At 74.3% G+C, this 24995-nt stretch carries 25 protein-coding genes; 10 read left to right on the top strand and 15 right to left on the bottom strand.

Annotated features, from left to right (window positions below; genetic code table 11):
* Positions 1–219: 219 nt before the first annotated feature.
* The 4 genes from OG294_RS06020 to OG294_RS06005 form a co-directional block, all read right to left on the bottom strand.
* Positions 220–615 carry a DUF3592 domain-containing protein gene (locus OG294_RS06020; RefSeq protein ID WP_327065361.1) on the bottom strand — a complete coding sequence of 132 codons (396 nt, stop codon included), beginning with the start codon at positions 613–615 and terminating at the stop codon, positions 220–222.
* Between the two features lie 123 nt (positions 616–738).
* Complete coding sequence (locus tag OG294_RS06015) at positions 739–3066, bottom strand: ABC transporter permease (RefSeq protein WP_327065360.1); 2328 nt, start codon at positions 3064–3066, stop codon at positions 739–741.
* A complete protein-coding gene (locus OG294_RS06010) occupies positions 3063–3788 on the bottom strand; it encodes an ABC transporter ATP-binding protein (RefSeq protein ID WP_327065359.1) in 726 nt (241 codons plus the stop codon). The genes OG294_RS06015 and OG294_RS06010 overlap by 4 nt, the downstream gene beginning before the upstream one ends.
* Positions 3788–4312: a PadR family transcriptional regulator gene (locus OG294_RS06005; protein WP_327065358.1), complete on the bottom strand. Its 525-nt coding sequence runs from the start codon at positions 4310–4312 to the stop codon at positions 3788–3790. The genes OG294_RS06010 and OG294_RS06005 overlap by 1 nt, the downstream gene beginning before the upstream one ends.
* 226 nt (positions 4313–4538) lie before the next feature.
* Here OG294_RS06005 and gndA point away from each other — a divergent pair, with 226 nt between their 5' ends.
* From gndA to OG294_RS05990, 3 genes are read left to right on the top strand one after another with little or no spacing between them, the layout of a single operon-like run.
* Positions 4539–5981, top strand: a complete 1443-nt coding sequence (gene gndA / locus OG294_RS06000; protein ID WP_327065357.1) for an NADP-dependent phosphogluconate dehydrogenase — start codon at positions 4539–4541, stop codon at positions 5979–5981.
* On the top strand, positions 5978–7060 hold the full coding sequence (locus OG294_RS05995) for a Dyp-type peroxidase (protein ID WP_327065356.1): 1083 nt from the start codon (positions 5978–5980) through the stop codon (positions 7058–7060). Before gndA ends, OG294_RS05995 begins: the two co-directional genes overlap by 4 nt.
* Positions 7057–7857 (top strand): family 1 encapsulin nanocompartment shell protein, encoded by an 801-nt coding sequence (locus OG294_RS05990; RefSeq protein ID WP_327065355.1) that lies wholly within the window; start codon positions 7057–7059, stop codon positions 7855–7857. The genes OG294_RS05995 and OG294_RS05990 overlap by 4 nt, the downstream gene beginning before the upstream one ends.
* Before the next feature lie 39 nt (positions 7858–7896).
* On the opposite strand, the gene OG294_RS05985 is transcribed toward OG294_RS05990, so the two are convergent.
* The 6 genes from OG294_RS05985 to pdxR form a co-directional block, all read right to left on the bottom strand.
* Positions 7897–9000, bottom strand: a complete 1104-nt coding sequence (locus OG294_RS05985; RefSeq protein WP_327071455.1) for a calcium:proton antiporter — start codon at positions 8998–9000, stop codon at positions 7897–7899.
* A gap of 329 nt (positions 9001–9329) precedes the next feature.
* Positions 9330–9764 (bottom strand): NUDIX domain-containing protein, encoded by a 435-nt coding sequence (locus tag OG294_RS05980; protein WP_327065354.1) that lies wholly within the window; start codon positions 9762–9764, stop codon positions 9330–9332.
* The gene (locus OG294_RS05975; protein WP_327065353.1) at positions 9764–10456 is read right to left on the bottom strand and encodes an HAD family hydrolase; all 693 of its coding nucleotides are present in this window, start codon (positions 10454–10456) and stop codon (positions 9764–9766) included. The genes OG294_RS05980 and OG294_RS05975 overlap by 1 nt, the downstream gene beginning before the upstream one ends.
* Before the next feature lie 77 nt (positions 10457–10533).
* Entirely contained in the window at positions 10534–11178 is a 645-nt protein-coding gene (locus OG294_RS05970; protein WP_327065352.1) for a dihydrofolate reductase family protein, read from the bottom strand.
* A 45-nt stretch (positions 11179–11223) separates the two neighbouring features.
* Entirely contained in the window at positions 11224–12384 is a 1161-nt protein-coding gene (locus OG294_RS05965) for a glycoside hydrolase family 3 N-terminal domain-containing protein (protein WP_327065351.1), read from the bottom strand.
* 188 nt (positions 12385–12572) lie between these two features.
* A complete protein-coding gene (pdxR, locus tag OG294_RS05960) occupies positions 12573–14033 on the bottom strand; it encodes a MocR-like pyridoxine biosynthesis transcription factor PdxR (RefSeq protein WP_327065350.1) in 1461 nt (486 codons plus the stop codon).
* A 48-nt stretch (positions 14034–14081) separates the two neighbouring features.
* Between pdxR and OG294_RS05955 the strand changes: the two genes are divergently transcribed.
* On the top strand, positions 14082–14588 hold the full coding sequence (locus tag OG294_RS05955) for a carboxymuconolactone decarboxylase family protein (protein WP_327065349.1): 507 nt from the start codon (positions 14082–14084) through the stop codon (positions 14586–14588).
* Positions 14589–14627: 39 nt separating this feature from the next.
* Here OG294_RS05955 and OG294_RS05950 read toward each other — a convergent pair whose 3' ends face one another.
* Together OG294_RS05950 and OG294_RS05945 are read right to left on the bottom strand one after the other, a co-directional pair.
* Positions 14628–14924, bottom strand: a complete 297-nt coding sequence (locus tag OG294_RS05950) for a DUF6296 family protein (protein ID WP_327065348.1) — start codon at positions 14922–14924, stop codon at positions 14628–14630.
* Between the two features lie 202 nt (positions 14925–15126).
* The gene (locus OG294_RS05945) at positions 15127–15915 is read right to left on the bottom strand and encodes a DedA family protein (protein ID WP_327065347.1); all 789 of its coding nucleotides are present in this window, start codon (positions 15913–15915) and stop codon (positions 15127–15129) included.
* Positions 15916–16135: 220 nt separating this feature from the next.
* Here OG294_RS05945 and OG294_RS05940 point away from each other — a divergent pair, with 220 nt between their 5' ends.
* Together OG294_RS05940 and OG294_RS05935 are read left to right on the top strand one after the other, a co-directional pair.
* On the top strand, positions 16136–17638 hold the full coding sequence (locus OG294_RS05940) for an MFS transporter (RefSeq protein WP_327065346.1): 1503 nt from the start codon (positions 16136–16138) through the stop codon (positions 17636–17638).
* Complete coding sequence (locus OG294_RS05935) at positions 17635–18264, top strand: TetR/AcrR family transcriptional regulator (protein ID WP_327065345.1); 630 nt, start codon at positions 17635–17637, stop codon at positions 18262–18264. The genes OG294_RS05940 and OG294_RS05935 overlap by 4 nt, the downstream gene beginning before the upstream one ends.
* Positions 18265–18317: 53 nt before the next feature.
* On the opposite strand, the gene OG294_RS05930 is transcribed toward OG294_RS05935, so the two are convergent.
* Complete coding sequence (locus tag OG294_RS05930) at positions 18318–18602, bottom strand: hypothetical protein (protein ID WP_327065344.1); 285 nt, start codon at positions 18600–18602, stop codon at positions 18318–18320.
* A gap of 215 nt (positions 18603–18817) precedes the next feature.
* Entirely contained in the window at positions 18818–19564 is a 747-nt protein-coding gene (locus tag OG294_RS05925) for a PIG-L deacetylase family protein (protein ID WP_327065343.1), read from the bottom strand.
* Positions 19565–19805: 241 nt separating this feature from the next.
* On the opposite strand from OG294_RS05925, the gene OG294_RS05920 reads away from it, so the two are divergent.
* From OG294_RS05920 to OG294_RS05910, 3 genes are all read left to right on the top strand, one after another.
* Entirely contained in the window at positions 19806–20150 is a 345-nt protein-coding gene (locus tag OG294_RS05920) for an ArsR/SmtB family transcription factor (RefSeq protein WP_327065342.1), read from the top strand.
* Positions 20147–20653: an SRPBCC family protein gene (locus OG294_RS05915; RefSeq protein ID WP_327065341.1), complete on the top strand. Its 507-nt coding sequence runs from the start codon at positions 20147–20149 to the stop codon at positions 20651–20653. The genes OG294_RS05920 and OG294_RS05915 overlap by 4 nt, the downstream gene beginning before the upstream one ends.
* A gap of 133 nt (positions 20654–20786) precedes the next feature.
* Entirely contained in the window at positions 20787–21989 is a 1203-nt protein-coding gene (locus OG294_RS05910; protein ID WP_327065340.1) for an ROK family transcriptional regulator, read from the top strand.
* A 46-nt stretch (positions 21990–22035) separates the two neighbouring features.
* On the opposite strand, the gene OG294_RS05905 is transcribed toward OG294_RS05910, so the two are convergent.
* On the bottom strand, positions 22036–23583 hold the full coding sequence (locus OG294_RS05905; protein ID WP_327065339.1) for a Na+/H+ antiporter: 1548 nt from the start codon (positions 23581–23583) through the stop codon (positions 22036–22038).
* A gap of 244 nt (positions 23584–23827) precedes the next feature.
* Between OG294_RS05905 and OG294_RS05900 the strand changes: the two genes are divergently transcribed.
* The gene (locus OG294_RS05900; RefSeq protein ID WP_327065338.1) at positions 23828–24973 is read left to right on the top strand and encodes a lactonase family protein; all 1146 of its coding nucleotides are present in this window, start codon (positions 23828–23830) and stop codon (positions 24971–24973) included.
* Positions 24974–24995: the final 22 nt, after the last annotated feature.

Raw genomic sequence — 24995 nt, 5'->3', positions numbered from 1 at the left:
CTTGCCCCGGGTGAACCGGCTGACTTGAATGAGCGTCATGGACAGCCCGACCCGCCATCACGACCGACCGCCGCAGCCGCGCGCGGGTTCGGGCCGGTGCGGCTGTCCGCGCGCCGCGGTAGTGCTGCCTCCCCGTAGCTGAGTGGTCGCGCCGCGGGTGGGCCCGCCCGGCCCACCCGCGCCTCCCCTTCCCGCGCCCGCTGGGGTTCGTACCCCCGCTCAGGCCACCAGTGCGGTCAGGGTCAGCGCGGTCAGCACGATGGCGGCGCCGGCGGCCATGAAGACGTACTCGATCGCCCGCCGTTCCCGGCCCTGGACCAGGATCTGGCGCGGATCGGCCGGGTCGTAGCGGACCGGCACCGCGCGCCCGGCGGTCAGCGGCTGGGCCCGGCTGGGTCCGACGGGGGAGGGGACCTCCAGAACCAGCCCCTCCCGGGTGGCGAACTGGAGCAGCGGCCGTCCGGGGCCGTCCGCGTCGCTCGCGCGCCGGGCGACGAGCGCGGAGGCGGGCACCCCCACCTGCCGCAACCGACGGGTCTCGGCCAGCCCGGTGGCCCCGGCGAGGTAGGCGAGCACGCCGCCGACCAGCAGGTTGAGCGTGAGCAGTGCGAACACGGCAGCCGTCCCCTCAGCCGGCCGGTCCTGGCAGTGCCGGCTTCCTCCACGGTAGTCCGGCGCCGGGAGCGCCGACACCCCACCGGTGTGCCCGGTGGGGTGTCGGCGCTCCGCGGTGCGCTGCTACTCGTAGCGCAGTCCCGCCGGCTTGGTCCGGCGCCACAGCACCGGCAGGCTCAGCGCCGTGATCAGCAACACCGCCGCCGCGCCCGCGCCGGACATCAGGGCGATCTCACCCCAGACGAAGCCGATCGGCACCTTGGCCAGGAAGAGCAGTGCGCTGCCCAGCGCGAGGCCGCAGACCACGGCGAGCGCCAGGCCGAGCACGACCGGGACGATGCTCTGACAGAGCAGCGCGCCGGCCAGCGTGCGGGTGCGGGTACCGAAGGCGGTGAGCACCGCCAGGGTGCGCCTGCGCTCGCGCAGTTGCTCCAGCAGACCGACCAGCATGCCGGCGCCGATCAGCGTCAGGATCGCCACCGTCCCGGCCGTCAGCGCGTTGCGCACGCTGAGGAACTGGGCGTCCGGCAGCCTGCTCGTGGGGTTGTAGACGCTGCTCTCCACGCTGATCAGCGCCGCGTCGGTGCGGATCCGGTCCTCGGCGTCCGGCGTGCCGGGCACCGGGTGCACGTCGGCGCTGGCGGTCTGGGTGCGCAGCAGGGCGGCCGGGAGCACGGACGGGGTGGCCAGGATGGTGTCCAGGTAGTGCGGGCGGCCGTCGTGCGCGGGCTGTTCGACCGTGGCGCGGGAGGCCGGCAGCTGCCAGGCGCTCTTCGGCTCGCCGATCGGCTCCAACTGCACCGGTCCGCCGGCCGCGAGCGGGCTGCGGCCGGCCGAGGCGGAGGTGATGCCCAGGGCGGTGAACACGTCCCCGTCGGCGCAGTCGGTGATGTGTTCCATGGCCTTCAGGGTCGCGCAGTCGGCCACCCGGATGGTGAAGAGCTGCTCGCCCGCGCTGGCGTAGACGTCGGTGTAGCCGGTTGCGTCGGCGACCCCGGGGCTGTGGCGCAGCTGGTCGGCGAGCTGCCCGGCGCGGTCGCCGGCTCCTTCGAAGCTGACGGACAGCAGGGTGTGGTCCTTGGTGGCCAGTTCGTCGGTGGCGGGGGTGCGCGCGGCGGCGACCGAGCCGATCAGGGTCTGCAGGGCGATCGCGCCGGCCACCGTCACCACGATGCCGGTCACCGGCCGGGACGCGCTCTCCGGGCTGAACCGCAGCCGGCCGAGTGCCAGTTGCCAGGCCGGCGGCCCGCTGACCCGGCGCAGCGCGCGGGAGGCGAGCGCGACCAGTGGCGGCAGCAGCAGGGTGGCACCGACCAGCAGCAGGAGCAGGCCGGTGATCAGGATGGCCAGCGCCTGGCTGTTGTCGAGCGAGGTGAGCCTGCCGCGCTGGGTGAGGAGCAGGCCGAGGCCGAGCAGCGGCAGCAGCACGCGCCACCAGATCGCCCGTCGCCGGGTCCCGGCGCCGCGCACCACGCCGAGCGGCTCGGCGGCGATCCGGCGCATGGTCAGCATGGTGACGGTGACGGCCAGCAGCGGGACCACGACGAGCACCAGGGCCGCCAGCACCGGCTGCGGCTGGAGGTCGTCGGCGAAGACGCTCAGTCCGGCGACGGTCACCTTCGCCACCAGGTGACGGCCGATCAGGAAGAAGACCGTGCCGAGCCCCAGGCCCACGAGCGCGCCGGCCAGCGACTCGCCGGCCGAGATCCGTGCGGTGGTGGAGCGGTCGGCGCCCGCCAGTCGCAGGGCGGCCAGCCGGCGGTCGCGCGCCTCGCTGCCGAATCGGGCGGCGGCGGCGATGAACACGGCCACCGGGCTGAGCAGGATCACCACGCCGGCCACGGTGAGCAGCAGCAGGACCGGGTCGGTCGGCTTGGGCGGCAGCTTGTCCTCGAAGTGGTCGATCCGCAGCGTCGACGGATCGGTGTCGGTCAGCTTGTCGCTGCCCAGGTAGAACGCGTAGTCGCCGGGCCCGGCCAGGCCGGCGGGGCCGATCGTGCCGGTGATCGGCTGGGGGTAGCGCTCGCGCAGCAGTGCCGCGCCGGACGAGTGCAGCAGCTCGGCCAGCGCCGGCGAGACGGCGAGCGTGCCGGGGGCCGGATAGGCGCTCAGGCCCGGCGGCAGCGGGGCGTTCGGCCCCTCGGGCTGGACGATCCGGCCGAAGAAGGTCCGGCCCTGGTACACGCCGGGGGCGTCGTGGATCAGCAGGCTGTGGTCGGAGCGCGGTGCGATGACGGCGGAGACCACCGCGCCGCTCTGGGTGCGCAGCTTGTCGTCCCGGTGCGCGCGCACGGTGGGGAAGGAGGCGGCCAGCAGCAGGGTGGCCACTCCGAGGCCGGCGCCGATCGCGGTCAGCGCGGTGCGCAGCCGGCTGTCCCGGCCGCCGGCGAACGCCAGCCGCAGGCCGAGCGCCAGGTCGGTGACCAGGCGGGAGAGCGGACGGTCGGTCATCGGCCGTCTCCGGGCTCGCGGGTGCGCCCGTCGCGCACCACCACCTCGCGGTCGGCGTAGGCGGCCACCCGCATGTCGTGGGTGACCAGCAGCACGGCCGCACCGGACTCCCGGGCGGCGGCGGTGAGCAGCGCCATCACCTGCTCGCCGTGCAGCGAGTCGAGCGCGCCGGTCGGCTCGTCGGCGAAGATCACCGCCGGATCGGTGACCAGCGCGCGGGCGATCGCGGCCCGCTGGCCCTGGCCGCCGGACAGCTCGCCCGGCCGCTTGTCGGCCAGGTCGGCCACGTCCAGCCGCTCCAGCCACTGCCTGGCCCGCTCCTCGGCGGGGCGCCGGCGGATGCCGTTCAGCCGCAGCGGGAGCGCGGTGTTCTCCAGGCAGGAGAGTTCGGGCACCAGCTGGCCGAACTGGAAGACGAAGCCGAAGTCGGCCCGGCGCAGCGCGCTGCGGGCGCCGTCGGAGAGGGTGGCCAGGTCCTGGCCGCGGTAGCTGACGGTGCCGGACTCGGGCCTGATCAGGCCGGCCAGGCAGTGCAGCAGGGTGGACTTGCCGGAGCCGGAGGTGCCCAGCACGGCGACCAGCTCGCCGGGGGAGATGGTCAGCGAGGCGCCGTCCAGCGCCTGGGTGAGGCCGAAGCTCTTGTGGACGTCGACGGCGGTCAGCAGCGCGCCCTCGGCTGCCGGTCCGGTGGTGCGGGCGGTGGTGGTGGGAGCGGTGGACATCAGGCGCGCACCTTCCTGGCCAGGTCGTCGAGTCGGGCCGCGGTCAGCTCCAGCCAGCGCAGGTCGGCCTCCAGGTGGAACAGCGCGTGGTCGCAGAGCAGCTGGTCGGCGAGGTCGCCGGCCAGCTTGCGGCGGGTCAGCTCGCGCATGTGGCGCAGGTGCTCGGTGCGCTGGGTCTCCAGCACCTCCTGGGCGGGGCGCCCGGTCAGCAGGGCCAGCACCACCTTGGTGTAGAGGGTGCTCTGCAGGTAGGAGGCGGGGCTCTCGGGCTCGGCCAGCCAGCGGCTGACGTCGGTGATCCCGGCCTCGGTGATCACGTAGCGCTTGCGTTCGGGGCCCTCGCCCTGCTCGGTGCCGTCGACCTCGACCAGGCCGTTCTTCAGCAGGCGCGAGAGGGTGGCGTAGACCTGGCCGTAGGGCAGCGCGCGGGTCTGGCCGAAGCGCTCGTCGTAGGCGCGCTTGAGGTCGTAGCCGTGGCGCGGATGGGACTCCAGGAGCCCCAGGATGGTGTGACCGAGTGACATGCGGGCGACTATACACAAGGTGTATACATCGAACGCATAGTGGGGTGACCTCAGCTGACGCCGGCTCAGGACGGCCCTCCCCGGCTTCTGCTCGTTCGTCACGCTGTACGGCCGCGGTCCGGACGCTGTGCACCCGCTCCGCGTGCCGTGGTGCGTGGAGCGGGCGGGCACGGCAGGCTGGGGGCTGTTCACCGTGCTGCCGGACCAGCGACTTGGAGTCATCTGAATGAGCGCGCAGGAGTCTGCCGACATCGGCGTCACCGGACTGGCCGTCATGGGCCGCAACCTGGCCCGGAACTTCGCCCGGCACGGCCACCGGGTCGCCCTGCACAACCGCAGTAACGCCCGGACCAGCGCGCTGATGGCCGAGTTCGGCCACGAGGGCGCGTTCGTCCCCAGCGAGACGACGGCGCAGTTCGTGGCCTCGCTGGCCCGCCCGCGGCGGATCGTCATCATGGTCAAGGCGGGCGAGCCCACCGACGCGGTGATCGACGAACTGGTCCCGCTGCTCGAAGCCGGCGACATCGTGGTCGACGGCGGCAACGCGCACTTCATGGACACCCGCCGGCGCGAGGCGGCGCTGCGCGAACACGGCCTGCACTTCGTCGGCACCGGCATCTCCGGCGGCGAGGAGGGCGCGCTGCTGGGCCCGAGCATCATGCCGGGCGGCACCGCCGAGGCCTACCGCTCGCTCGGGCCGGTGCTGGAGTCGATCGCGGCCCAGGTGGACGGGCAGCCCTGCTGCACCCACGTCGGCCCGGACGGCGCCGGACACTTCGTCAAGATGGTGCACAACGGCATCGAGTACGCCGACATGCAGCTGATCGCCGAGGCCTACGACCTGCTGCGGCACGGCGCCGGGCGCCAGCCCGCCGAGATCGCCCGGACCTTCCGGACCTGGAACGAGGACCGGCTCAACTCCTATCTGATCGAGATCACCGCCGAGGTGCTCGGCCACACCGACGCCGCCACCGGGCGCCCGTTCGTCGACATCGTCCAGGACCGGGCCGAGCAGAAGGGCACCGGCCGGTGGACGGTGCAGAGCGCGCTCGAACTCGGCGTGCCGGTCTCCGGCATCGCCGAGGCGGTCTTCGCCCGCTCGCTCTCGGGCAGCGCGGCGCTGCGCGAGGCGGCCCGCGACCTGCCCGGCCCCACCGAGACCTGGCTGGACAGCGCGGCGGCCGACCGGTTCGCCGGTGACGTGGAGCAGGCGCTGTACGCCTCGAAGATCGTCGCCTACGCCCAGGGCTTCAACCAGATCCAGGCCGGCAGCGCGGAGTACGGGTGGGGGATCGCACCCGGTGCGATGGCCTCGATCTGGCGCGGCGGCTGCATCATCAGGGCGAGGTTCCTGGACCGGATCGAGGCCGCCTACCAGGCGGACCCCGAACTGCCCACCCTGCTCACCGACGAGTACTTCCGCAAGGCGCTCGGCGAGGCGCAGTCCGCCTGGCGCCGGGTGGTCTCCACCGCCGCCCAACTCGGCGTGCCGGTACCCGGATTCGCCACCGCACTGGCCTACTACGACGCGCTGCGCGCCGGGCGGCTGCCGGCCGCGCTGATCCAGGGCCAGCGGGACTTCTTCGGCGCCCACACCTACCGGCGCACCGACCGGGACGGGGTGTTCCACACGCTCTGGGCCGGCGACCGCAGCGAGCAGCAGCAGTGACGGCGGCCGACGGGCCGGAGCAGCCCCGCGGGCCGGCGGCCCCGCGTCCGCAGGCCGTCCGGGCTCCGCTCAGCTGCGCCGCGCGCTTCCTGGTGCTCACCGTGCGCCCGGGCGGCGAGCAGGCGGTGCGCGACCTGCTGCCGGACGTCGCCGCGCTGCGCAGGTCGGTCGGCTTCCGCGGCGCCGACACCGGGCTCAGCTGCGTGCTCGGCATCGGCTCGCAGCTCTGGGACCGGCTCTTCGCCCCGCCGCGCCCCGCCGGGCTGCACCCCTTCCGCGAGCTGCGCGGCGAGCGGCACACCGCCCCCGCCACCCCCGGCGACCTGCTGCTGCACCTGCGTGCCGAACGCCAGGACGCCTGCTTCGACCTGGCCGGCCTGCTGCTGGAGCGGCTGCGCGGCGCGGTGGACGTGGTGGACGAGGTGACCGGCTTCGGCTACGTCGACCGGCGCGACCTGCTCGGTTTCGTCGACGGCACCGAGAACCCCGAGGGCGCCGACGCCGACCGGGCGGCGCTGATCGGCGCCGAGGACCCGGACTTCGCCGGCGGCAGCTACGTGATCGTCCAGAAGTACCTGCACGACCTGGCCCGCTGGCGGGCGCTGCCGGTCGAGCAGCAGGAGCGCGCGGTGGGGCGCACCAAGCTCGAGGACGTCGAACTGCCCGGGGCCGAGCAGCCGGCCGACTCGCACGTGGCCCTCACCAGCCTCGATCCGGTGGACGGCCGCGAGCGCGAGATCGTCCGGCTGAACATGCCGTTCGGCTCCTATGCCGACGGGGAGTGCGGCACCTACTTCATCGGTTACTGCCACACCCCGGCGGTGACCGAGGAGATGCTGGAGAACATGTTCCTCGGGCGGTCACCGGGCCGCCACGACCGGCTGCTCGACTTCTCGACGGCCGTCACCGGCGGGCTCTTCTTCGTCCCCTCCGCCGATCTGCTCGACGACCCGCCGCCCGCCGCCGGGACGGCCGCCGCGCGCACCGCCCCCGCCGGGGCGGACGGCTCGCTCGGCATCGGCAGTCTCAAGCAGCAGCCCACCGCCCTCGCCGGACCGCAAAGGAGTGGCACCCGATGAACAACCTGCACCGCGACCTGGCCCCGATCTCCACCGGGGCCTGGGCGCAGATCGAGGAGGAGGCCCGGCGCACCTTCACCCTGCACCTGGCCGGGCGCCGGGTGGTCGACCTGGTGGGTCCGGTGGGCCCGGACCTCGCCGCGGTCGGCTCCGGCCACCTGCAGTCGATCGCGGCGCTGGTCCCGGGGACGTCGGCGCACGCCCGCGAGTCCCGCCCGGTGGTCGAGCTGCGGGTGCCGTTCACCCTGGACCGCCAGGCCGTGGACGACGTGGAGCGCGGCTCGCAGGACTCCGACTGGCAGCCCGTCAAGGACGCGGCCCGCACCATGGCGCAGGCCGAGGACACCGCGATCTTCGAGGGCTGGCCGGCGGCGGGCATCACCGGGGTGCGGATCGGCTCCGACAACCCGACGGTCACCCTGCCGGGCGAGGTCACCGACTACCCGGACGCGGTCAGCCGGGCGCTGACCACGCTGCGGCTGGCCGGCGTGGACGGCCCGTACTCGCTGCTGCTGGGCGCCGACGCCTACACGGCGGTCAACGAGACCTCCAACCACGGCTATCCGGTGCGCCAGCACCTGGCCCGGGTGGTCACCGGGGAGATCATCTGGGCGCCGGCCCTGCAGGGCGCCGTGGTGCTCTCCACCCGGGGCGGCGACTTCGAGCTGCACCTGGGCCAGGACCTGTCGATCGGCTACCTGTCGCACGACGCCCACGCGGTGCGGCTCTACCTCCAGGAGTCGCTGACCTTCGCGCTGCACTCCCCGGAGGCGGCGGTCACGCTCGTCAACGCCTGAGGCCCTCGGGGCCCGTCCGGCGGTCGGCCCGGGACCCGCCTACGGGCTGACCGCCAGCACCACGTAGGCCGCCAGCACCGACAGGTGCACCCCGCCCTGCAGCGGGGTGGCCCGGCCCGGGATCACGGTCAGCGTGCCCACCGCCACGGTGAGCGCGAGCAGCACCAGGTGCGAGGCGCTCAGGCCCAGCACCAGCGGCCCGCTCAGCCAGACGGAGGCGAGCGCGACCGCCGGGATGGTCAGGCCGATGCTGGCCATCGCCGAGCCGAGCGCCAGGTTCAGCCCGGTCTGCACCTCGTCGCGCCGGGCGGCCCGGACCGCCGCGATGGTCTCCGGCAGCAGCACCAGCATCGCGATCACCACGCCCATCACCGAGGCCGGCAGCCCGGCCGCCGTGACCCCGTGTTCGATGGTCGGCGAGACCGTCTTGGCCAGGCCGACCACGGCCACCAGCGCGACCATCAGCAGCACCAGGCTGGTCGCGGTCTCCCGGTTCGTGGGGAGTTCGTCATGGGTCTCGCCGTGCTGCGGGTCGGCCGCGGGCCGGTCGATCAGCTCCGGCGGCAGGAAGTACTCCCGGTGGCGCACCGTCTGGGTGGTCACGAAGAGGCCGTAGAGCACCAGGGCGGCCACCGAGGCGAAGGTGAGCTGGGTGGGGGAGAAGTTCGGCCCGGGGGTGCTGGTGGTGAAGGAGGGCAGCGCCAGGCTGAGCGTGGCGAGGGTGGCCACCGTGGCCAGCGCGGCGCCGGTGCCCTCCGGGTTGAAGACCGCGACCCGGGTGCGCAGCGAGCCGAGCAGCAGGCAGAGCCCGACGATCCCGTTGCAGGTGATCATGACCGCGGCGAAGACGGTGTCCCGCGCCAGGGTGGCGTTCTTCGCCGCGGAGTCGACCATCAGGGTGACGATCAGCGCCACCTCGATCACCGTGACCGCCACCGCCAGCACCAGCGACCCGAGCGGCTCGCCGACCCGGTGCGCCACCACCTCCGCGTGGTGCACCGCCGCCAGCACCGCCAGGACGAGCACCAGCCCGGCGACCGTGGCCACCGCGTTCGGCAGCGTGCGCCCCCAGACCAGCGCGAGCAGCACGGCCGCCAGCGGTGGCAGCAGGAGGGTCCACCGGCCGAGGGCGGCGGTCAGCATCTGGGGCAGCGATGGTCGGGTCATCGGGGAGAGCTTGGCAGACCCGACGTCTGATGGAAGGTCAGAAACGCCGCAGGCGCCGCCCGGTCGAGCTAGGCCGTGTCTCACAATTCCCGTCAGGCGCGCGACGCCGGCCCGCAGCGCCAGCTGCTGATGTCGCTGCCCGCCTGGACGCACGCCCGAATCGCCCAACTACGACCCAGTACGAGGACGACTCGGGTGCACGCCCAGCCGGGCCTACCCAGCCGCCAGGCTGGGTGATGGGGGCACCTCCCGGCCGAAGGCTGGGGGAGCCGCACGCTGATCCGACAAGATCCGCCGGACAGGCCCTACGCCCCGCTCCCCGCCAGATGGGCCCGGGCCAGCGCCAGGGTCGGCGGCAGCTGGGAGTGCACCGGTGCGGGCAGTTCGTCCTCGGCGAACCAGCCGAGCGCGTCGAACTTGTGCGGCTCGCCGATGGCCACCGCCGCCGGGTCGACCCGCACCGCGCAGACGACGGCGACCCAGTGCGAGTCCACCGGGTTCCCGCGCAGCACGTTGCGCACCCCGAGCACGGTGATCGCGAGCGGCTCGGCCGTGTACTCCTCGCGCACCTCGCGGGCCACCGCGGCCTCGAACTCCTCGCCGAACTCCAGCGCCCCGGCGCCACAGTCCCACCGCCCCGGCTCGTCGCGGGCCGCTGCCGCACGCCGGGCGAGCAGCACCCGCCCGGCGCCGTCGTGGCAGACGAAGACGCAGGAGACCGCGGGCTGACGGTCCGTCATCAGAAGTGCTCCCCCAGCTCGGTGAAGGCGGTCAGCCGCAGGACGCCGCCGTCCGCGGGGTCCAGCTCGGCGGCCTCCAGCGTCCAGGTGTGCTGGTGCGGGATGAACACCGCGTTCAGCCCGGCCGCGCGGGCCGGCAGGATGTCCGACTTCGGCGAGTTGCCGATCATCCAGGTGCGCTCCGGCGGCAGCGGGTGGGTGCCGATCAGCTGCTGATAGGCCGCCACGTCCTTCTCCGCGACGATGTGCACCGCCTTGAAGTGGCCGGCCAGCCCCGAGGCGTCGATCTTCGCCTGCTGCTCCGCCCGGTCGCCCTTGGTGAGCAGCAGCAGCTCGTGCCGCCGGGCGAGCCTGGCCAGCGTCTGGGCCACGCCGGGGATCAGCTCCACCTCGGCACCAGTGATCGAGGCGGCCAGCGCCGCCAGGCGCTCCCGCTGCGCCGCACTGGGTGCCCGGCCGTGCAGCTGCTCATGGCACTCGCCGAGGCTGCGCAGGAAGACCTGGGCGCCGTAGCCGTGGCGGGCCGCGTTGGCCGCCTCGATCCGGTCGAGAGCCGCACGCGCGGCGGCGCGACTGGGCGCGGGCGGGGCCACCTCGTCGAGGAAGGCCTCGATCGCCCGCTCGAAGCGGACGTTGTTCTCCCACAGGGTGTCGTCGGCGTCGAAGACGAGCACCTGTTCGTCGTGTCGCATCCGGCCACCGTAGGCGGGGGGATCGCGGCGTCAGGTGGTTTTCGCCCGGCCGGGCGGGCGCTGCGGCGCCGCCGGTGTCACCGCCGGGTCAGGGTCAGGTGGGTGACGCCGCTGGGAGAGCTCACCGACTCGACGTCGAAGCGCTCCTCCAGTCCGCCGAGGCCGTCCCAGAGCAGCTCGCCGCAGCCCAGCACGATCGGGACGACCACCAGGTGCAGCCGGTCGATCAGGTCCGCGGCCAGGAACGCGCGCACCGTGCTCGGCCCGCCGCCGATCCGCACGTCGAGGTCGCCCGCGGCCTCGCGCGCCAGGTGCACCGCCTCCTGGGGCGTGGCGTCGACGAAGTGGAAGGTGGTCCCGCCGGCCATCTCCACCGAGGGGCGCGGGTGGTGGGTGAGCACGAACACCGGCGTGTGGAACGGCGGGTTCTCGCCCCACCAGCCGTTCCACTCCTGGTCCTGCCACGGCCCGCGGTGCGGACCGAACTTGTTGCGCCCCATGATCTCGGCGCCGATGCCCGCGTCCCAGGTGCGGGCCAGCGCGTCGTCGACCCCGGTGCTGCCGCCGTCCTCACCGTGCATCCGGCGGAAGGTCCTGGTCTGGAAGAACCAGTCGTGCAGCCGCAGCCCGGCATGGCCGAACGGTGCGTCCAGCCGCTGACCGGCGCCGGTGCCGAAGCCGTCGAGGGAGATCGAGAAGTTGTGGACTCTCACCAGGGACATGGGTGCCTCTCCTGCCTCGGGAACCAGGGGTCCGGAACGATCCGTTCAGCGCAGCTCGGCCCGCAGCGCGGAGACCCGGGCCAGTGCGGCGTCGAATCCCGCGCGGTCGAGCTTGTCGGTGGTCAGTGCGTCGGCCAGCGCGGTGGTGGCGTCCTCGCCCTGGTCGGGGTCCTGGGCCGAGCAGAGGATCAGGTCCATGCCCGCCCCGGCGGCCGCCACCGCCCGCTGCCCGGTGCTGCCCCAGGCGCGCAGCGCACCGGCCTCCAGCGCGTCGGTGATGGTCACGCCGTGGAAGCCGAGCCGGTCGCGCAGCTCGCCGTTGACCACGGAGGGGGACAGGCCGGCCGGATGGTCGGGGTCGAGCGCGGGGTAGACGGCCCAGGAGACCATCACCAGATCGACCCCGGCAGCGATGGCCGCCGGGTAGGGCGCCTCGTCGGTCCCGGTGAGCCGCTGCTTGTCGGCGTTGAGCGTGACCGGACCGGTGTCGGTGTTGCTGTCGGCGGGCGCGGTGCCCAGGCCCGGGAAGTGCTTGGCGGTGGCGGCCACGCCCGCGCGCTGCTGGGCGGTGATGAAGGCGCTGCCGAGGCCGGCCGCGGCAGCCGGGTCGCTGCTGTAGGAGCGCTCGGTCCGGTCGATGAAGTTGCCGTCCTGGTCGTGCACGTCGAGCACCGGGGCGAGGTTGACGTTCATGCCGTGCGCGGTGAGGTTGCGGGCAGCCGCGTCACCCGCGGCTGCGGCGGCGGCCACCGCGTCCGGGCCCTGCCCGATCGCCCGCTCGGACTGCTCCGGCGCACCGGGCAGGCGGCGGATCCGTCCGCCCTCCTGGTCGGTCATCAGCAGCAGCGGCAGCCGCACGGGGCTCTGCTGCTGGGCCTGGCGCAGGGCGGCGACGGCGCGGCCGAGCGCGTCGGGGTCGGCCGTGTTGGAGCCGAAGAAGATCACCCCGGCGGCCCGGCCGGAGCGCACCGCACTGAGCAGGGAGGCCGGGACGGTGGGGCCGGTGTAGGAGTAGACGACCCGCTGGCCGGCCAACTGGTCCGGGGTCAGCACGGGCAGCGCCGGTGCCCGGGCACCGGCCAGCACGGCCGGCGAGCCCTGCGGCGCCAGGCCGGCCGCGGTGCCGCCGCGCGGCTGCCCGGGGGCGCCGCAGGCGGTGAGCAGCAGGGCGAGACACCCGAGCAGCCGGCGGGCGGGTGAGCGCATCGGACCTTCTTTCGCAACGGCCGGCTCCTGGACGGACGCGGCACCTGGTGGTCGGCGTCCAGCGGGATCCCCCGAGGACGAGCATCGCTCATCGGAGTGAAGGTGCGGTGCAAGCATGGGCAAACGTGTTCGTGTCGCGTTCGTGCGATCGGACGGCCGGGGCTGCTGTCCGGCCGTCCGACGGATCGTCAGTCCGGCGGCGGCAGGATCCGGCACAGGGCGTCCAGGGCCGCCTCCCAGGCGTGCTCGGCGGCGGCCGCGTAGCCGATCACCAGGCCGTCCGCGGCCGGCTGCGCGGCCCTGGGGTGCCGGAAGGCGGCCAGGCCGTCCAGGGCGATGCCCTGGGCCGCGGCCGTCCGGACGGTGGCCGCCTCGGTGCCCGAGGGCAGGGGGAGTACGGCGTGCAGTCCCGCCGCGATGCCGGTGGGCGCCAGGTGCGGGGTCCGCTCGGCCAAGGTGGCCACCACCTGGTCGCGGCGGCGCCGGTAGCGCTGGCGCATCCGGCGGATGTGGCGGTCGTAGGAGCCGGACTCGATGAAGTCGGCGAGCGTGAGCTGGTCCGGCACGCTGGTCCAGGCCTCCCGTTCGCCCTTGGCCGCGAGCACCGGATCGACCAGGTGCTCGGGCAGTACCAGCCAGCCGAGCCGCAGCGCCGGTGACAGGCTCTTGCTGACCGAGCCCAGGTAGAGCACCCGGTCGGGGGCCAGGCCCTGCAGCGCGCCGACCGGCTGCCGGTCGTGGCGGAACTCGCCGTCGTAGTCGTCCTCCAGGACCAGGGCGTCGGCGCCGCGCGCCCAGTCGACCGCCGCCGCCCGGCGGCCGGGGTGCAGCGCCACGCCGGTGGGGAACTGGTGGGCCGGGGTCAACAGGACGGCGCGCGGGTGCGGCAGCGTGGCCAGCTCGGCCGTCCGGGCGCCGTGCTCGTCCACCGTCAGCGGCTCGGTGCGCAGTCCGGCCCGTTCCAGCAGCTCGCGGTGGAACGGAAGGCCGTAGCCCTCCACCGCCAGCCGGCCGCGCAGGACCGCGCCGCCGCTCAGCAGCCGCAGCGCGTGCGCGAAGCCCGCGCAGACCACGATCCGCTCGGGGTCGGCGCGCACCCCGCGCACCCGGGCCAGGTAGTCGGCCAGCGCCCGGCGCAGCTCGGGGCGGCCCCGCGGATCGCCCGGGCCGAAAGCCTCGGCGGGTGCGGCGGTCAGCGCCCGGCGGCCTGCAGCGAGCCAGGCACCGCGCGGGAAGGAGGCGGGGTCCGGGTGGCCCTGGCGCAGGTCGTGCCGGGGCGGCCCGGCCACCGCTGTGGTCCCGGTGCGCGTGGGGGCGGTGGGCGCGGCGGTGCGGTTCGGCCGGTGTCTGCCCGAGCCGTCGGCCGTGGGCGCCCCGAGGGCGACCCGGGTGCCGGAGCCCTGGCGGGCCGTCAGCCAGCCCTCCGCCACCAGTTCCGCGTACGCGTCGGCCACCGTGTTGCGGGCCAGCCCCAGGTCCGCGGCGAGCGAGCGGTAGGGCGGCAGCCGGGTGCCGGGCGCGAGCCGCCCCGCGCGCACCGCCTCGCGCAGCGCGCGGGTCAGCACGGTGCGCCGGCTGCCCGGTCCGACCAGCTCGAGGTGCAGATCGAGGCCGATCCGCCGTGCCGAATTGACCCAGGATTCCGCCATGGAAGTGCACCTTATCCAAGGTCGAACAGAGTCCGTAGATTCATGATCATGACGAACGAGAGCAGCATCGAGAACCCCGGCGCGACCCCCACCGCCACCGGCGCGAACCGCCTGAACCTGGCCCAGGCCGCCCCGAAGGTCTTCAAGGCGGTCCTCGGCCTGGATGCGGCAGCCCGCGAAGGCATCGACCCGGTCCTGGTCGAGCTGGTCCAGATCCGGGTCTCGCAGCTGAACGGCTGCGCCTACTGCCTGCACATGCACACCAGCGACGCCCGCAAGGCCGGCGAGAGCGAGGAGCGGCTGCACCTGGTGGCCCTGTGGCGCGAGGCCGCCCACTTCTTCACCGCCAAGGAGCAGGCGGCGCTCGCGCTGGCCGAGTCGATCACCCGGCTCGCGGAGGGCGGCGTGCCGCAGGCCGTCCACGACCGGGCGGCCGAGCACTTCGAGCAGGCCGAGCTGGCCCAGTTGGTGGCGGTGATCCTGACCATCAACACCTGGAACCGGATCGCGCTCACCTCGGCCAAGGTCGCGGGGACCGACGAGCGCGGCCGCTGAACCTCGCGGTTCAGCGGCCGGATCGGCGCGGGCGGGAGGTCAGCTGATCGGGCCGCCCCAGACCTCGCGGCCCGGTGGTACGGCCGAGGCCGCGGCGCGGGCCTGGGGCAGCGGGACGGCGTGCAGGCACTGGTGCTGGTGGCCCTCGACGGCGTCCAGCAGGCTGGCCACCCCGCTGTCGGTGTCGATGACGACCTCGAACGCACCGGTGTCGTCGGCGTAGACGCAGTGGCCGCCGTTGGTCCTCGGCGTCCAGTGCACCACGACCACGGTGGCGGGCCCGTGCTGACCGACCGGGCCGGGAAGAGAGACTGCGTAGCGCTGGACGGGTTCCACGATCGGACCTCCTCTGGACCGGGCGCACCGGCGGGGCCCGGACCGCCGTCCGGGCCGATCCCTGAGCATCTGCCCAGCGATGTGCCTTTCAATCCCATTTTGGCATGACCATTGCGCCGTCGATCATGGTGTGCCGGACGGGCCGGCCGACCGGGCCGGGAATCCTGCAACGCGGCCACGGAGCACGGTCGTTCGGGCACGCTCAGCTGTCGGGGGACGATCGCTGCGGCGGCTCCGGTTCCGCCCCGGAACCGTGCGTGGCGGCGCCCCGCACGGCCGGAGCCGGGGTCGGGTCCGAGGGCGGGACCGGGTCCGAGGCCGGCGGGGCGGCCGGGTCCTGATCGGGGCGCGCCGCGGGCGGGCGGACCGGTGCGGTCGGCGTCGCGCGGGTGCGCCGGCGGCTGCGCCACCACAGCACCAGGAGCGCTGCCAGCAGCACCCCGCCCACGGCGGCCACCCCGGCCAGGCCGATGGTGTGCAGCAGGCGCTGGGCGGAGGCGCCCAGGAAGTAGCCGAGTGCCACGTTGCCCAGTCCCCAGGCGAACGAGGCTCCCGCACTGAAGGCCAGGAAGCGGCGGTAGGGCATCTTGGCGGCGCCGGCGGCGAAGGGCACGAAGGAGCGGACGAAGCCGATGAAGCGCCCGGTGAAGACGGCGGGGCCGCCGCGTTCGCGCAGGTACCCGCCGGCCCGGTCGATCCGCCCGCCGGGGCGGATCCGGTGGCCGTGGTGCCGGGCGGTGACCCGCTTGCCGAGCAGCCGGCCCAGTGCGTAGCCGGTGCTGTCCCCGACGATCCCGCCGCTCACCACGGCGATGGCCAGCGGCACCGGGTTGAGCGTGCCGTGCGCGGAGAGCGCGGCGGCGAAGAGGATCACCGTCTCGCTGGGCAGTATCAGGCCGACGAAGGCGCTGGTCTCGGCGGCGGTCAGGGCGAAGATCAGCGCATAGGACCACAGGCCCGCGGCTTGGACCAGCGAGGTCAGCGAGCCCATCAGCCTCTCCTTGCCGAGTCACCCCGTCCGCCCGGTCGGGCCCCCTTTCGCATCGTCCCCCTTCGCCCCAACGCGTGCTGCCGAACGGTTCATTCCGGTGCCCGGTGGGATCGCGACCTGGGGGTTTCGCCGAGCCGTCGAATTATGTCATCATCTGAAGACATCACATGGAGACATCATTCGACGGCTCATGGCCGTCTTGGTAAGGGAGGGCGCGTCCATGGACACCCCGATCGGGCCCCCGGCCTGGCGCGAACGGGCCTTGGTGCCCGTCCTGGTCTTTCTCGGCACCGTGGTGGCGGTGATCAGCAGCCTCGGCGCACCGCTGGTCCCGACCATCGCCACCGTCGACCACGTGTCGCTGTCCGACGCCCAGTGGTCGCTGACCATCACCATGCTGGTCGGCGCCGTCGCCACCCCCGTGATGGGGCGCCTGGGCGACGGCCCGCGGCGGCGCACGGTGACCCTGGCGGCCGCCGCCGTGGTGGTGGCCGGCAGCGTGCTGGCGGCGCTGCCGCTCGGCTTCGGCTGGCTGGTGGTCGGCCGCGGGCTGCAGGGGATCGGCCTCGGGCTCACCCCGCTGGCCATCGCCACCGCCCGGGACAGCCTGCCCGCCGAGGCCTCGCGCTCGGCGGTGGCGCTGCTCTCGATCACCACGGTGGCCGGCGTCGGCCTCGGCTACCCGATCACCGGGCTGATCGCCGAGTCCTTCGGGATCCACGCCGGCTTCTGGTTCGGCGCCGTGATCAGCGCGCTCGCGCTGCTGCTCGCCGCCCTGGTGCTGCCGGCCACCACCCATCGCAGGCAGCGCCCGCTGGACACCCTCGGCGCCGCCCTGCTCGGCCTCGCGCTCGCCGGGCTGCTGCTGGTGCTCAGCGAGGGCGAGAGCTGGGGCTGGGCCGCGCCGCGCCTGTGGGCGCTGGCGGCGCTCGCGGTGCTGCTGCTGGCCTGCTGGATCCGCCACGAGCTGCGCACCGAGCACCCCCTGGTGGAGCTGCGCACGCTGCGCAACCGGATCGTGCTGACCGCGGACGTGGCCGGACTGGTCGCCGGTGTCGGGATGTACCTGCTGATGTCGCTGGTGATCCGCTTCGTGCAGACCCCCGCCTCCACCGGCTACGGACTGGGCGGCTCGGTGGTGGTCGCGGGCCTGGTGCTGCTGCCCTTCTCGGCGCTGAGCGTGCTGTCCAGCAAGGTGGTGCCGCTGCTGATCCGGCGCACCTCCACCGCCCTGGTACTGCCGCTGGGCTGCGCGATCTCGCTGGTCTCGGTGCTCGTATTCCTGTTCGCCCGGGGCCACCTGTGGGAGCTGCTGGTGGTGATGGCGATCGCCGGGCTCGGCGTCGGCTGCACCTTCGCCGTGATGCCCGGTCTGATCGTCGCTGCGGTGGCGGCCGACGAGGTCGGCAGCGCGGTCAGCTTCAACCAGGTGCTGCGCTACGTCGGCTACTCCACCGGCAGCGCGCTGTGCGGCGCGGTGCTCCAGGCGCACACCGCACCAGGGCAGCTGCTGCCCGGCAACGACGGCTACCGGTTCGCCGCGCTGATCAGTTGTGCGGTGTGGGTGGTGATCGGGCTGGTTACCATCGTGCTGCCCCGGCGCGCTGCCGTGGCGGCCCAGGTGGCGACGGTGGACGAGGAGCTGATGGTGGACGAGAGCATCGCCGATATCGCACCCGGCGAGGACGAGGTGCCCTTCAGCCCGGCGCGGGCCGAGACGTGACCGAGTCGGCCCAGGCCGAGCCGGCGGAGCGGTCCGAGTCGGCGGAGCGCTCCGGTGCGGACGCCGCACCGCCGGTCCGGCGCCGGGACGCGGCCCGCAGCAGGGAGTTGCTCATCACGGCGGCGATGGAGCTCTTCGCCGACCGCGGCTTCGAACGCACCACCACCCGGGAGATCGGCGAACGGGCGGGCGTGGACCCCGCGCTGATCGCCCGGTACTTCGGCGGCAAGATGCAGCTCTACCTGGCCGCCGTCCGGGTCGAGCAGGGTGACACGGCCCCCGCCGACCTGCTCGACCCGGACCGGCTGCGCGAGCTGCTGGACCGCTTCGACCGGCGCGGTCCGGGGCCGTCCTTCCAGGCCGCGGTGCTGCCGGGGGACAGCACCGAGGTGCAGCAGGCCGCGCGGGCGCACCTGCGCGAGCGGCTGGTCGATCCGCTGCGGGACCGGTTCGCCGCCGAGGGCGTGCAGCAGGCCCAGCTGCGCGCCGAGCTGGCGGCGGCGGCCTTCGCCGGGGTGATCCTGGCCCGTACCAGCGGCGCCTTCGGCGAGCTGGCCGGGACCGATCCGGCGGAGCTGCTGCCGTTGCTGCGCGAGCTGTTGGGGGCCACCCGCCCGGCACAGTGAAACTGCCTCCCGCGGGGGCGGGAGGCAGTTCCACGGGGCAGCGGGGCCGGGTTTCAGGCGAGCGCGGCTCCGCCGCCGGCCTTGACCGCGTTGACGGCCGCCTGGTGCAGATCACGGGCGATCTGCTCCTCGGTCACCGCCTGTGGGCTGCCCTGCAGGGTGAACCAGTCCAGGGCGTCCGTGTACTGCACGGTGAGGATCGCCTCGGTGCCGGTCCAGGTGGTGTGCACGCTCAGGTCGCCGGTGAGCTTCACGCCCTCGACGGTGAGCACACCGCCTGGCCCTGATCGAACGTTCTTGGTGGTCCAGGCCGCCCAGCAGGCCGGTTCCTCAGCCATTGCGTTCTCTCCGCTCCGGGGGAAGCACGAGAATATCGGGATCTCGTGTCGGGGATCTCGTGTCGGGGGTCTTGTGGGGATCGTGCGCGGTGCGCCAGGGGCGGCAACGGTACCGCCCGTCACGATCTGACAACCGGTCACATGCTAGCCGCAGGCACTGGGCCGCGCCCACCGGGCATCCCGGTCCGGGCGGCCGGTGTCGGCCCGGACGACGCCTACTGGGGGTGCAGGTTGATCACCTCGAAGGCCGCCGCGAACCGGGTGCCCAGCCGGGTGCCGGTGGCACGGCCCATCGACTCCAGGAACCCGCGGGCGTCGGACATCTGGCCGCCGAGGCCCGCGAGGTAGGCGGCGTGGGCCTCAAGCGAGGCGACGCCGGCCTCGAAGTGGTCGGTGGTGTCGACGCCGTGCCCGGACAGCGGGGAGCCGGCCGCCCAGACCTGCCGCACGCCGTTCCACGGCTCCAGCCCCTCGGCGGTCAGCTCGCGGAAGACCCAGCGGTTGCCCGCGTCGCGCGCCGCGTCGAGGGCGGCCCGCCCGGTGGCGACGTGGTCGGCCTGGTTGGGGAAGACCCCGCCGTAGGTCTCCCGGAAGTTGGTGGTCAGCACGATCTCCGGGCGGTGCCGGCGCACCAGCCGCGCGATGTCGCGGCGCAGCGGCAGCCCGTACTCCACCACCCCGTCCGGGTGGCGCAGGAACTCCACGGTGTCGACGCCGACCAGCTCGGCCGAGGCGATCTGCTCGGCCTCGCGCAGTGGCGCGCACCGGGCCGGGTCGAGCGAGTCGATGCCGGCCTCGCCGCTGGTGACCATGGCGTAGACGACCGTCCTGCCCTGGGCCGTCCAGCGGGCCACGGCCGCCGCGGCGCCGTACTCCATGTCGTCCGGGTGGGCGACCACCGCCAGCGCGCGCTGCCAGTTCTCGTCGATGGCGGCCAGGGGGCTGGGGGGCGCTTCGGTCATCGTGCCGCTCCTCGGGGCTGGGTCCGGTCCACTGCTTGATCGTTGATCACCGTCTCGACCAGCCACTATCGCGCACGTCTGACGCCGTGTCAGCCGGGCGGGGGCGGGCGCGCCGAGCCTGCGTGGGCGGTGGGCGGTGGGCGGTGTGCGGGGCCGGGGCCGGGGCCGGCGCGAGGCGATCGGCCGGGGCGGTGGCGTGTATGCCTTGACGGGCATATAACCCGCGAGGCACGCTGGAGGGGTGACATCGGTATTCGACGTGCTGGCCGAGCCGCGTCGTCGGCGGATACTCGACCTGGTCCGTGGCGGCGAGCGGTCGGTCGGCGAGCTGGCGCAGGCCCTGCAGGCCAGCCAGCCGGCCGTCTCCAAGCACCTGCGGGTGCTGCGCGAGGCCGGGCTGGTCGAGGTGCGGGTGGCCGAGCAGCGCCGGCTCTACCGGCTGAGCCCGGCGCCGCTGCTCGAACTGGAGGAGTGGCTGGCGCCCTACCGCGCCCTCTGGAACACCGGTCTGGACCGGCTCGAAGACCACCTGGAGACGATGGACGGTCCCCCGGGACCGCCGGACACCCTACGGAGCTCCTCATGAACGACCTCGGCACCCTGGAGCCGGCCGGTGACCGCTGGCGGCTGCGCTTCACCCGCGACCTCGCCCACGCGCCGGAGCGGGTCTGGCGCGCCCTCACCGAACCCGAGCACCTGGCGGCCTGGTTCCCCCATCGCATCAGCGGCGAATGGCGGGTGGGCGCCACCTTGACCTTCACCGACCCGCTCGACCGGGCCCCCGCCTTCGAGGGCCGGGTGCTCGCCTGCGTCCCGCCCACGCTGCTGGAGTTCGAGTGGGGCACCGACGTGATCCGCCTGGAGCTGACCGAGCGCGCGGGCGGCTGCACCCTGGTGCTGCTGGACACCCTGGACGAGCGCGGCAAGGCCGCCCGGGACGGCGCCGGCTGGCACGAGTGCCTGGACCGGCTCGCCGCGGCGCTGGACGGAACGGACGGATCCGGGCCCGGCTGGGCCGAGTTGAACAAGCGGTACGTGGCCGCGCTCGGTCCCGGGGCCTCGACGATCGGGCCGCCGCCCGGCTACTGAGCCACCGTCGGCCCGACGGCCCGTGCCGGTGGCCCGCCCCGGCCGACTCCTCCCGCAGGTCAGCCGTGTTGCATAGAGTGGCTGCGGCAGAGGACGACCTGACGACGACACGGTGACGGCCCCGGAGGCATCGATGAACTCGCGCCCGCCGACGGGTGCCGCATCCCAGGGCGGGCCGCAGGTGGCGCAGCCCTGGAACCGGCAGCGGCTGCGCAGCAACAACGAGTGGCTGCTGCTGGAGCACCTGCGCACCGGCGGAGCGGCGTCCCGGGCCCAACTCGCCCGGGACACGGGGCTGTCCAAGCCCACCGTGTCCGCCGCGCTGGCGATGCTGGCCCGGGCCGGTCTGGTCCGCGAGGCCGGGCTGCTGGCGCCCGAGCGCGGGCGGGTGGCGGTGCTCTACGAGCCCGAGCCGCGGGTCGGCCATGTGCTCGGGGTGGATGTCGGGCGGGCCCGGCTGCGGGTGGCCGTGGCCGACCTGGCCGGGCGGATCGTGGCCCGGCGCGACGTGCCCAACCGGGGGCGCAGCGCCAACGCGGTCGCGGACGCGGTCGTCGCCGCGGCGCGCGAGACCACCGAGGAGGCCGGACTGCGCCCGTCCGAGGTGGTGCACGCGGCGATCGGCTCGCCCGGCGTGTGGGACGCGTCGCAGCGCCGGGTGCACTACGCCGGCAACCTGCCGGGCTGGGGACGGCGCGGGCTGTTCGAGCGGATCGCGGCCGGCCTGGAGACCGGGATCAGCGTGCACAACGACGCCAATCTCGCCGCGCTGGGCGAGTACGCCGACGGGGTGGGCGCCGGCAGCCGGGTCTTCGTCTACCTGCTGATCGGCACCGGCCTGGGCATGGGCGTGGTGGTCGACGGCGAACTCCAGCCGGGCGCCGGGGGTGCGGCCGGTGAGATCGGGCTGCTGCCGATGCCGGGCGGCGCGCACACCCTGGAGGACACCGCCGCCGCGGAGTCCGTGGTGCGCTCGGCCCGGGAGCTGGGCATGCGCGGGACGCTGACGGCCAAGCGGGTCTTCGAGGCGGCCCGGTCGGGCGAACCGGCCGCGCGGGCGGCCGTGCTGCGCGAGGCGGAGCACCTGGCCTTCGCGGTCGCGGTGGTGGCCGCCGTGCTGGATCCGGACCTGGTGGTGCTGGGCGGCGGTCTCGGCCACGGCGCCGACCTGCTGATCGAACCGCTGGAGCGTGAGCTGCACCGGCTCACTCCGCTGCGGCCGCGGGTGGCGGCCGGCCTGCTGGGGGACGAGGCGGTGCTGCGCGGGGCGCTGGCCACCGCGCTGGCGGGCGCCCGGCCCGAGGTGTTCGAGCGCCGGACGGCGGCGGTGGGGTAGCGGGTCGGCGCGGCTGACACCCCCGGCCGGTGCACCGGGGCTGCCCTCACTGACCGCCGAGTGCGGCCTCCTGGCGGTCGAGGTCGTGCTGCAGGCTTCGACGGGTGGCGTCACTGATGCGGTGTTCGTCGTAGAGGTGGCGCAGTTGGGCGTTCTGGACGGCCAGCACCTCGTGGCGCAGCGCGCGCAGGGCGGCATCGACGGAGGTGCCGTCCGGTGCCTCGTCGTCCCGGTCGAGGCGGGACTGCAGGGCGCGCCGGACCCGGTCGATGACCGGCTCGGGCATGGCTTCGAGGGTGTCGAGGTGGTCGACGTGGGTGAGCGCGGCGCGGGTGAGGCTGTCGCGGGCGTCGTCCTCCTCGCGCGCGGTGTGCTCGGGTTCCAGGGCCAGTCCGGAGCGGTGGACCACGGCGGCCAGGCTCAGGCCCTGGACGACGAGGGTGAACACCACGACCGCCGTGGTCAGCACCAGCAGCAGCGGCCGTCCGGTCAGCGCGGTGCCGTCGCCCGCGGTGAGCGGGATGGACAGGGCGGCGGCCAGCGGCATCACGCCGCGGGTGCCGGCCCAGGTGACCACCCCGGCGACCCGCCAGGACAGCCCGCCGCCGCTGGGCTTGACCGCGCGGGTCAGCGGCAGGGTCGACAGCACCCGGACGGTGATCAGCACGCCGGCCAGGGTCAGGGCCTGCAACGGCCACCAGCCGCTGCCCCCGGGCAGCGCGTGCACCAGCGTGGGCAGCTCCAGGCCGACGATGCTGAAGACGACGCTCTCCAGCAGGAACACCACGACCGCGTAGACCGCGTGCAGTTGCAGGCGGCTGTGGGCGTCGGTGAGCCGGTGGCCGGAGCGGCCGAGCAGGACGCCCGCGACGACGACCGAGGTGATGCCTGAGGTGTGCGCGGACTCCGCGAGGACGTAGGCCGCGTACGGGGTGACCAGGGCGATCACCGTCTCCAGCACCGGGTCGGTGGTCCGCCGGCGGATCAGCCACACCAGCCCGGCGACCGCCGCGCCGATCACGCTGCCGCCGCCTGCGAGCAGCAGGAACTCGCCGCCGGCCGCGGGCAGGCTCACCGCGCCGCCCGCGGCGACCGCGATGCCGACGGCGACCTTGAAGAGCACCAGCGAGGTGGCGTCGTTGAACAGGCTCTCCGCCTGTACCAGCACCTGGACCCGGCCCGGCAGTGCGAGCCGGCGGCCGAGCGCCGTGACGGCCACCGGGTCGGTACTGGCCAGCACGGCCCCCAGCACGAAGGCCATCGCGGGCGGCAGCCCGGTGACCGCGACCGCCACGAACCCCACCGCCGCCGCCGAGACGAAGACCAGCCCGAAGGCGAGGATCGTCACCGGCCGCCACACCATCCGCAGATCGCGCAGCGACAACTCCTCGGCGGAGGCGTACAGCAGCGGGGGCAGCACCACCAACGCGATCACCTGGGGCGGGACGTGCAGCGCGGGTACCCCGGGTATCAGCGCCACCCCGAGCCCGGCCAGCACCAGCAGCGAGGGAGCGGGCACCCGCCAGCGCCGGGCGAAGGTGGCCACGGCGGTGGCGAGAACGACGAGGAACAGGACGATCCCCACGGCGCGCATCTACGAACGACCTCATCACGACGACGGGGTCGCCGCCGCTCGATCGCTGCAGTCGTCCCCCGAGCCGACCAGACTTCCCGGCACACCGCCCATCATCTTATCGGGTTTCTAGCGGGCCTAGGCAGGTCATCGGCCGATGCACTCCGCAACTCGGCGGAGCTGTGCGCATGTTTCCCGCATTTCCGACATTCCGTCACATATCGTCACGAGATAACGAAACCCGATCCCGTAAGAGGCAACGACCATGCACCGAATCACTCGTCTCGCCCTGGCCTGCGCCACCGCGCTCGCGGCGGTGGGCTCCGTCGCCCCCTCCGCCACCGCGGCGGTCCCCAGGGACGACGGCCACCACGGCGGCCACCACGCCGTGTTCGTCCAGACCGACAACCCCGCCGGCAACCAGATCGTCGCCTACCGCCGCGCGGACGACGGCACGCTGACCCAGGACGGCCGCTACGACACCGGCGGGCTCGGCGGCGTGCTCGACGGTTCGGTCGCCGACCACCTGGCCTCGCAGGGCTCGTTGACCTACGACGAGCAGCACGGCCTGCTCTACGCCGTCAACGCCGGAAGCAACACCGTGACGGTCTTCGCCGTCGACGGCGACCGGCTGGAGAGGCGCCAGGTCGTCGGCTCCGGTGGCCGCTTCCCGGTGAGCGTCGCCGTCCACGGCGACGTGGTCTACGTCCTCAACGCCCTGGACGGCGGCTCGATCCAGGGCTACACCGTCCAGCAGGGACGCCTGCACACGCAGGACGGCTGGAACCGCTGCCTCGGGCTGGACCCGAACGCCACGCCGCAGTTCACCAACACCCCCGGGCAGGTCGGCTTCGTCTCCGACGGCTCGCAACTGGTGGTCACCACCAAGGCCAACGGCAACAACCTCGACGTCTTCCGGCTCGACCACGACGGCGCGCCCGCCGACACCCCGGTGGTCACCAATCTGCCCGGCGCGGTGCCCTTCGGGTTCGTCCCCGACGGCCGCCACGGCATCTTCCTGGCCGAGGCCGGCCCGAACGCGCTGGCCACCCTGACCATCCACCCCGACGGCACCGCCACCCAGGACGCGTTCGCGGCCACCGGTCAGGCGGCCACCTGCTGGGTGGTCGCCGTGCGCGACCTGCTCTACGCCTCGAACGCCGGCAGCTCGACGCTCAGCGGCTTCCGCACCGCCGACCACGGCCGTCGGTTGACCGCCCTGGGCAACACCCCCACCGACCCCGGCACGGTCGACGCCGCGGTCTCCGCCAACGGGCACTTCCTCTACGCCCAGACCGGTGTCAACGGAATCGTCGACGAATTCGCCGTCAACGACGACGGATCGCTCACCGCGCTCGGCTCCCAGGCCGTCCCCGACGGCGTCGGCGGCGAAGGCATCGTCGCGTTCTGACCCGTCACCGCACGACCGACCG

It is taken from the genome of Kitasatospora sp. NBC_01302 (genome assembly GCF_035976515.1).
In the GTDB taxonomy this organism is placed as follows: Bacteria; Actinomycetota; Actinomycetes; order Streptomycetales; family Streptomycetaceae; genus Kitasatospora.
Note: the sequence above shows the minus strand (reverse complement) of the source record. Positions and strands in the feature narration are given on the sequence as shown.

Excerpts from the sequence above, each read along its gene's own strand:
- OG294_RS05905 (WP_327065339.1), bottom strand. The coding sequence starts at position 23,583 with ATGCGCGCCGTGGGGATCGTCCTGTTCCTCGTCGTTCTCGCCACCGCC.
- OG294_RS06010 (WP_327065359.1), bottom strand. The coding sequence starts at position 3,788 with ATGTCCACCGCTCCCACCACCACCGCCCGCACCACCGGACCGGCAGCC.
- OG294_RS05955 (WP_327065349.1), top strand. The coding sequence starts at position 14,082 with ATGACGAACGAGAGCAGCATCGAGAACCCCGGCGCGACCCCCACCGCC.
- OG294_RS06015 (WP_327065360.1), bottom strand. The coding sequence starts at position 3,066 with ATGACCGACCGTCCGCTCTCCCGCCTGGTCACCGACCTGGCGCTCGGC.
- OG294_RS06005 (WP_327065358.1), bottom strand. The coding sequence starts at position 4,312 with ATGTCACTCGGTCACACCATCCTGGGGCTCCTGGAGTCCCATCCGCGC.
- OG294_RS05925 (WP_327065343.1), bottom strand. The coding sequence starts at position 19,564 with ATGACCGAAGCGCCCCCCAGCCCCCTGGCCGCCATCGACGAGAACTGG.
- gndA (WP_327065357.1), top strand. The coding sequence starts at position 4,539 with ATGAGCGCGCAGGAGTCTGCCGACATCGGCGTCACCGGACTGGCCGTC.
- OG294_RS05940 (WP_327065346.1), top strand. The coding sequence starts at position 16,136 with ATGGACACCCCGATCGGGCCCCCGGCCTGGCGCGAACGGGCCTTGGTG.
- OG294_RS05945 (WP_327065347.1), bottom strand. The coding sequence starts at position 15,915 with ATGGGCTCGCTGACCTCGCTGGTCCAAGCCGCGGGCCTGTGGTCCTAT.
- OG294_RS05970 (WP_327065352.1), bottom strand. The coding sequence starts at position 11,178 with ATGTCCCTGGTGAGAGTCCACAACTTCTCGATCTCCCTCGACGGCTTC.
- OG294_RS05975 (WP_327065353.1), bottom strand. The coding sequence starts at position 10,456 with ATGCGACACGACGAACAGGTGCTCGTCTTCGACGCCGACGACACCCTG.
- OG294_RS05965 (WP_327065351.1), bottom strand. The coding sequence starts at position 12,384 with ATGCGCTCACCCGCCCGCCGGCTGCTCGGGTGTCTCGCCCTGCTGCTC.
- pdxR (WP_327065350.1), bottom strand. The coding sequence starts at position 14,033 with ATGGCGGAATCCTGGGTCAATTCGGCACGGCGGATCGGCCTCGATCTG.
- OG294_RS05985 (WP_327071455.1), bottom strand. The coding sequence starts at position 9,000 with ATGCTGACCGCCGCCCTCGGCCGGTGGACCCTCCTGCTGCCACCGCTG.
- OG294_RS05930 (WP_327065344.1), bottom strand. The coding sequence starts at position 18,602 with ATGGCTGAGGAACCGGCCTGCTGGGCGGCCTGGACCACCAAGAACGTT.
- OG294_RS05910 (WP_327065340.1), top strand. The coding sequence starts at position 20,787 with ATGAACTCGCGCCCGCCGACGGGTGCCGCATCCCAGGGCGGGCCGCAG.
- OG294_RS05900 (WP_327065338.1), top strand. The coding sequence starts at position 23,828 with ATGCACCGAATCACTCGTCTCGCCCTGGCCTGCGCCACCGCGCTCGCG.
- OG294_RS05915 (WP_327065341.1), top strand. The coding sequence starts at position 20,147 with ATGAACGACCTCGGCACCCTGGAGCCGGCCGGTGACCGCTGGCGGCTG.
- OG294_RS05990 (WP_327065355.1), top strand. The coding sequence starts at position 7,057 with ATGAACAACCTGCACCGCGACCTGGCCCCGATCTCCACCGGGGCCTGG.
- OG294_RS05980 (WP_327065354.1), bottom strand. The coding sequence starts at position 9,764 with ATGACGGACCGTCAGCCCGCGGTCTCCTGCGTCTTCGTCTGCCACGAC.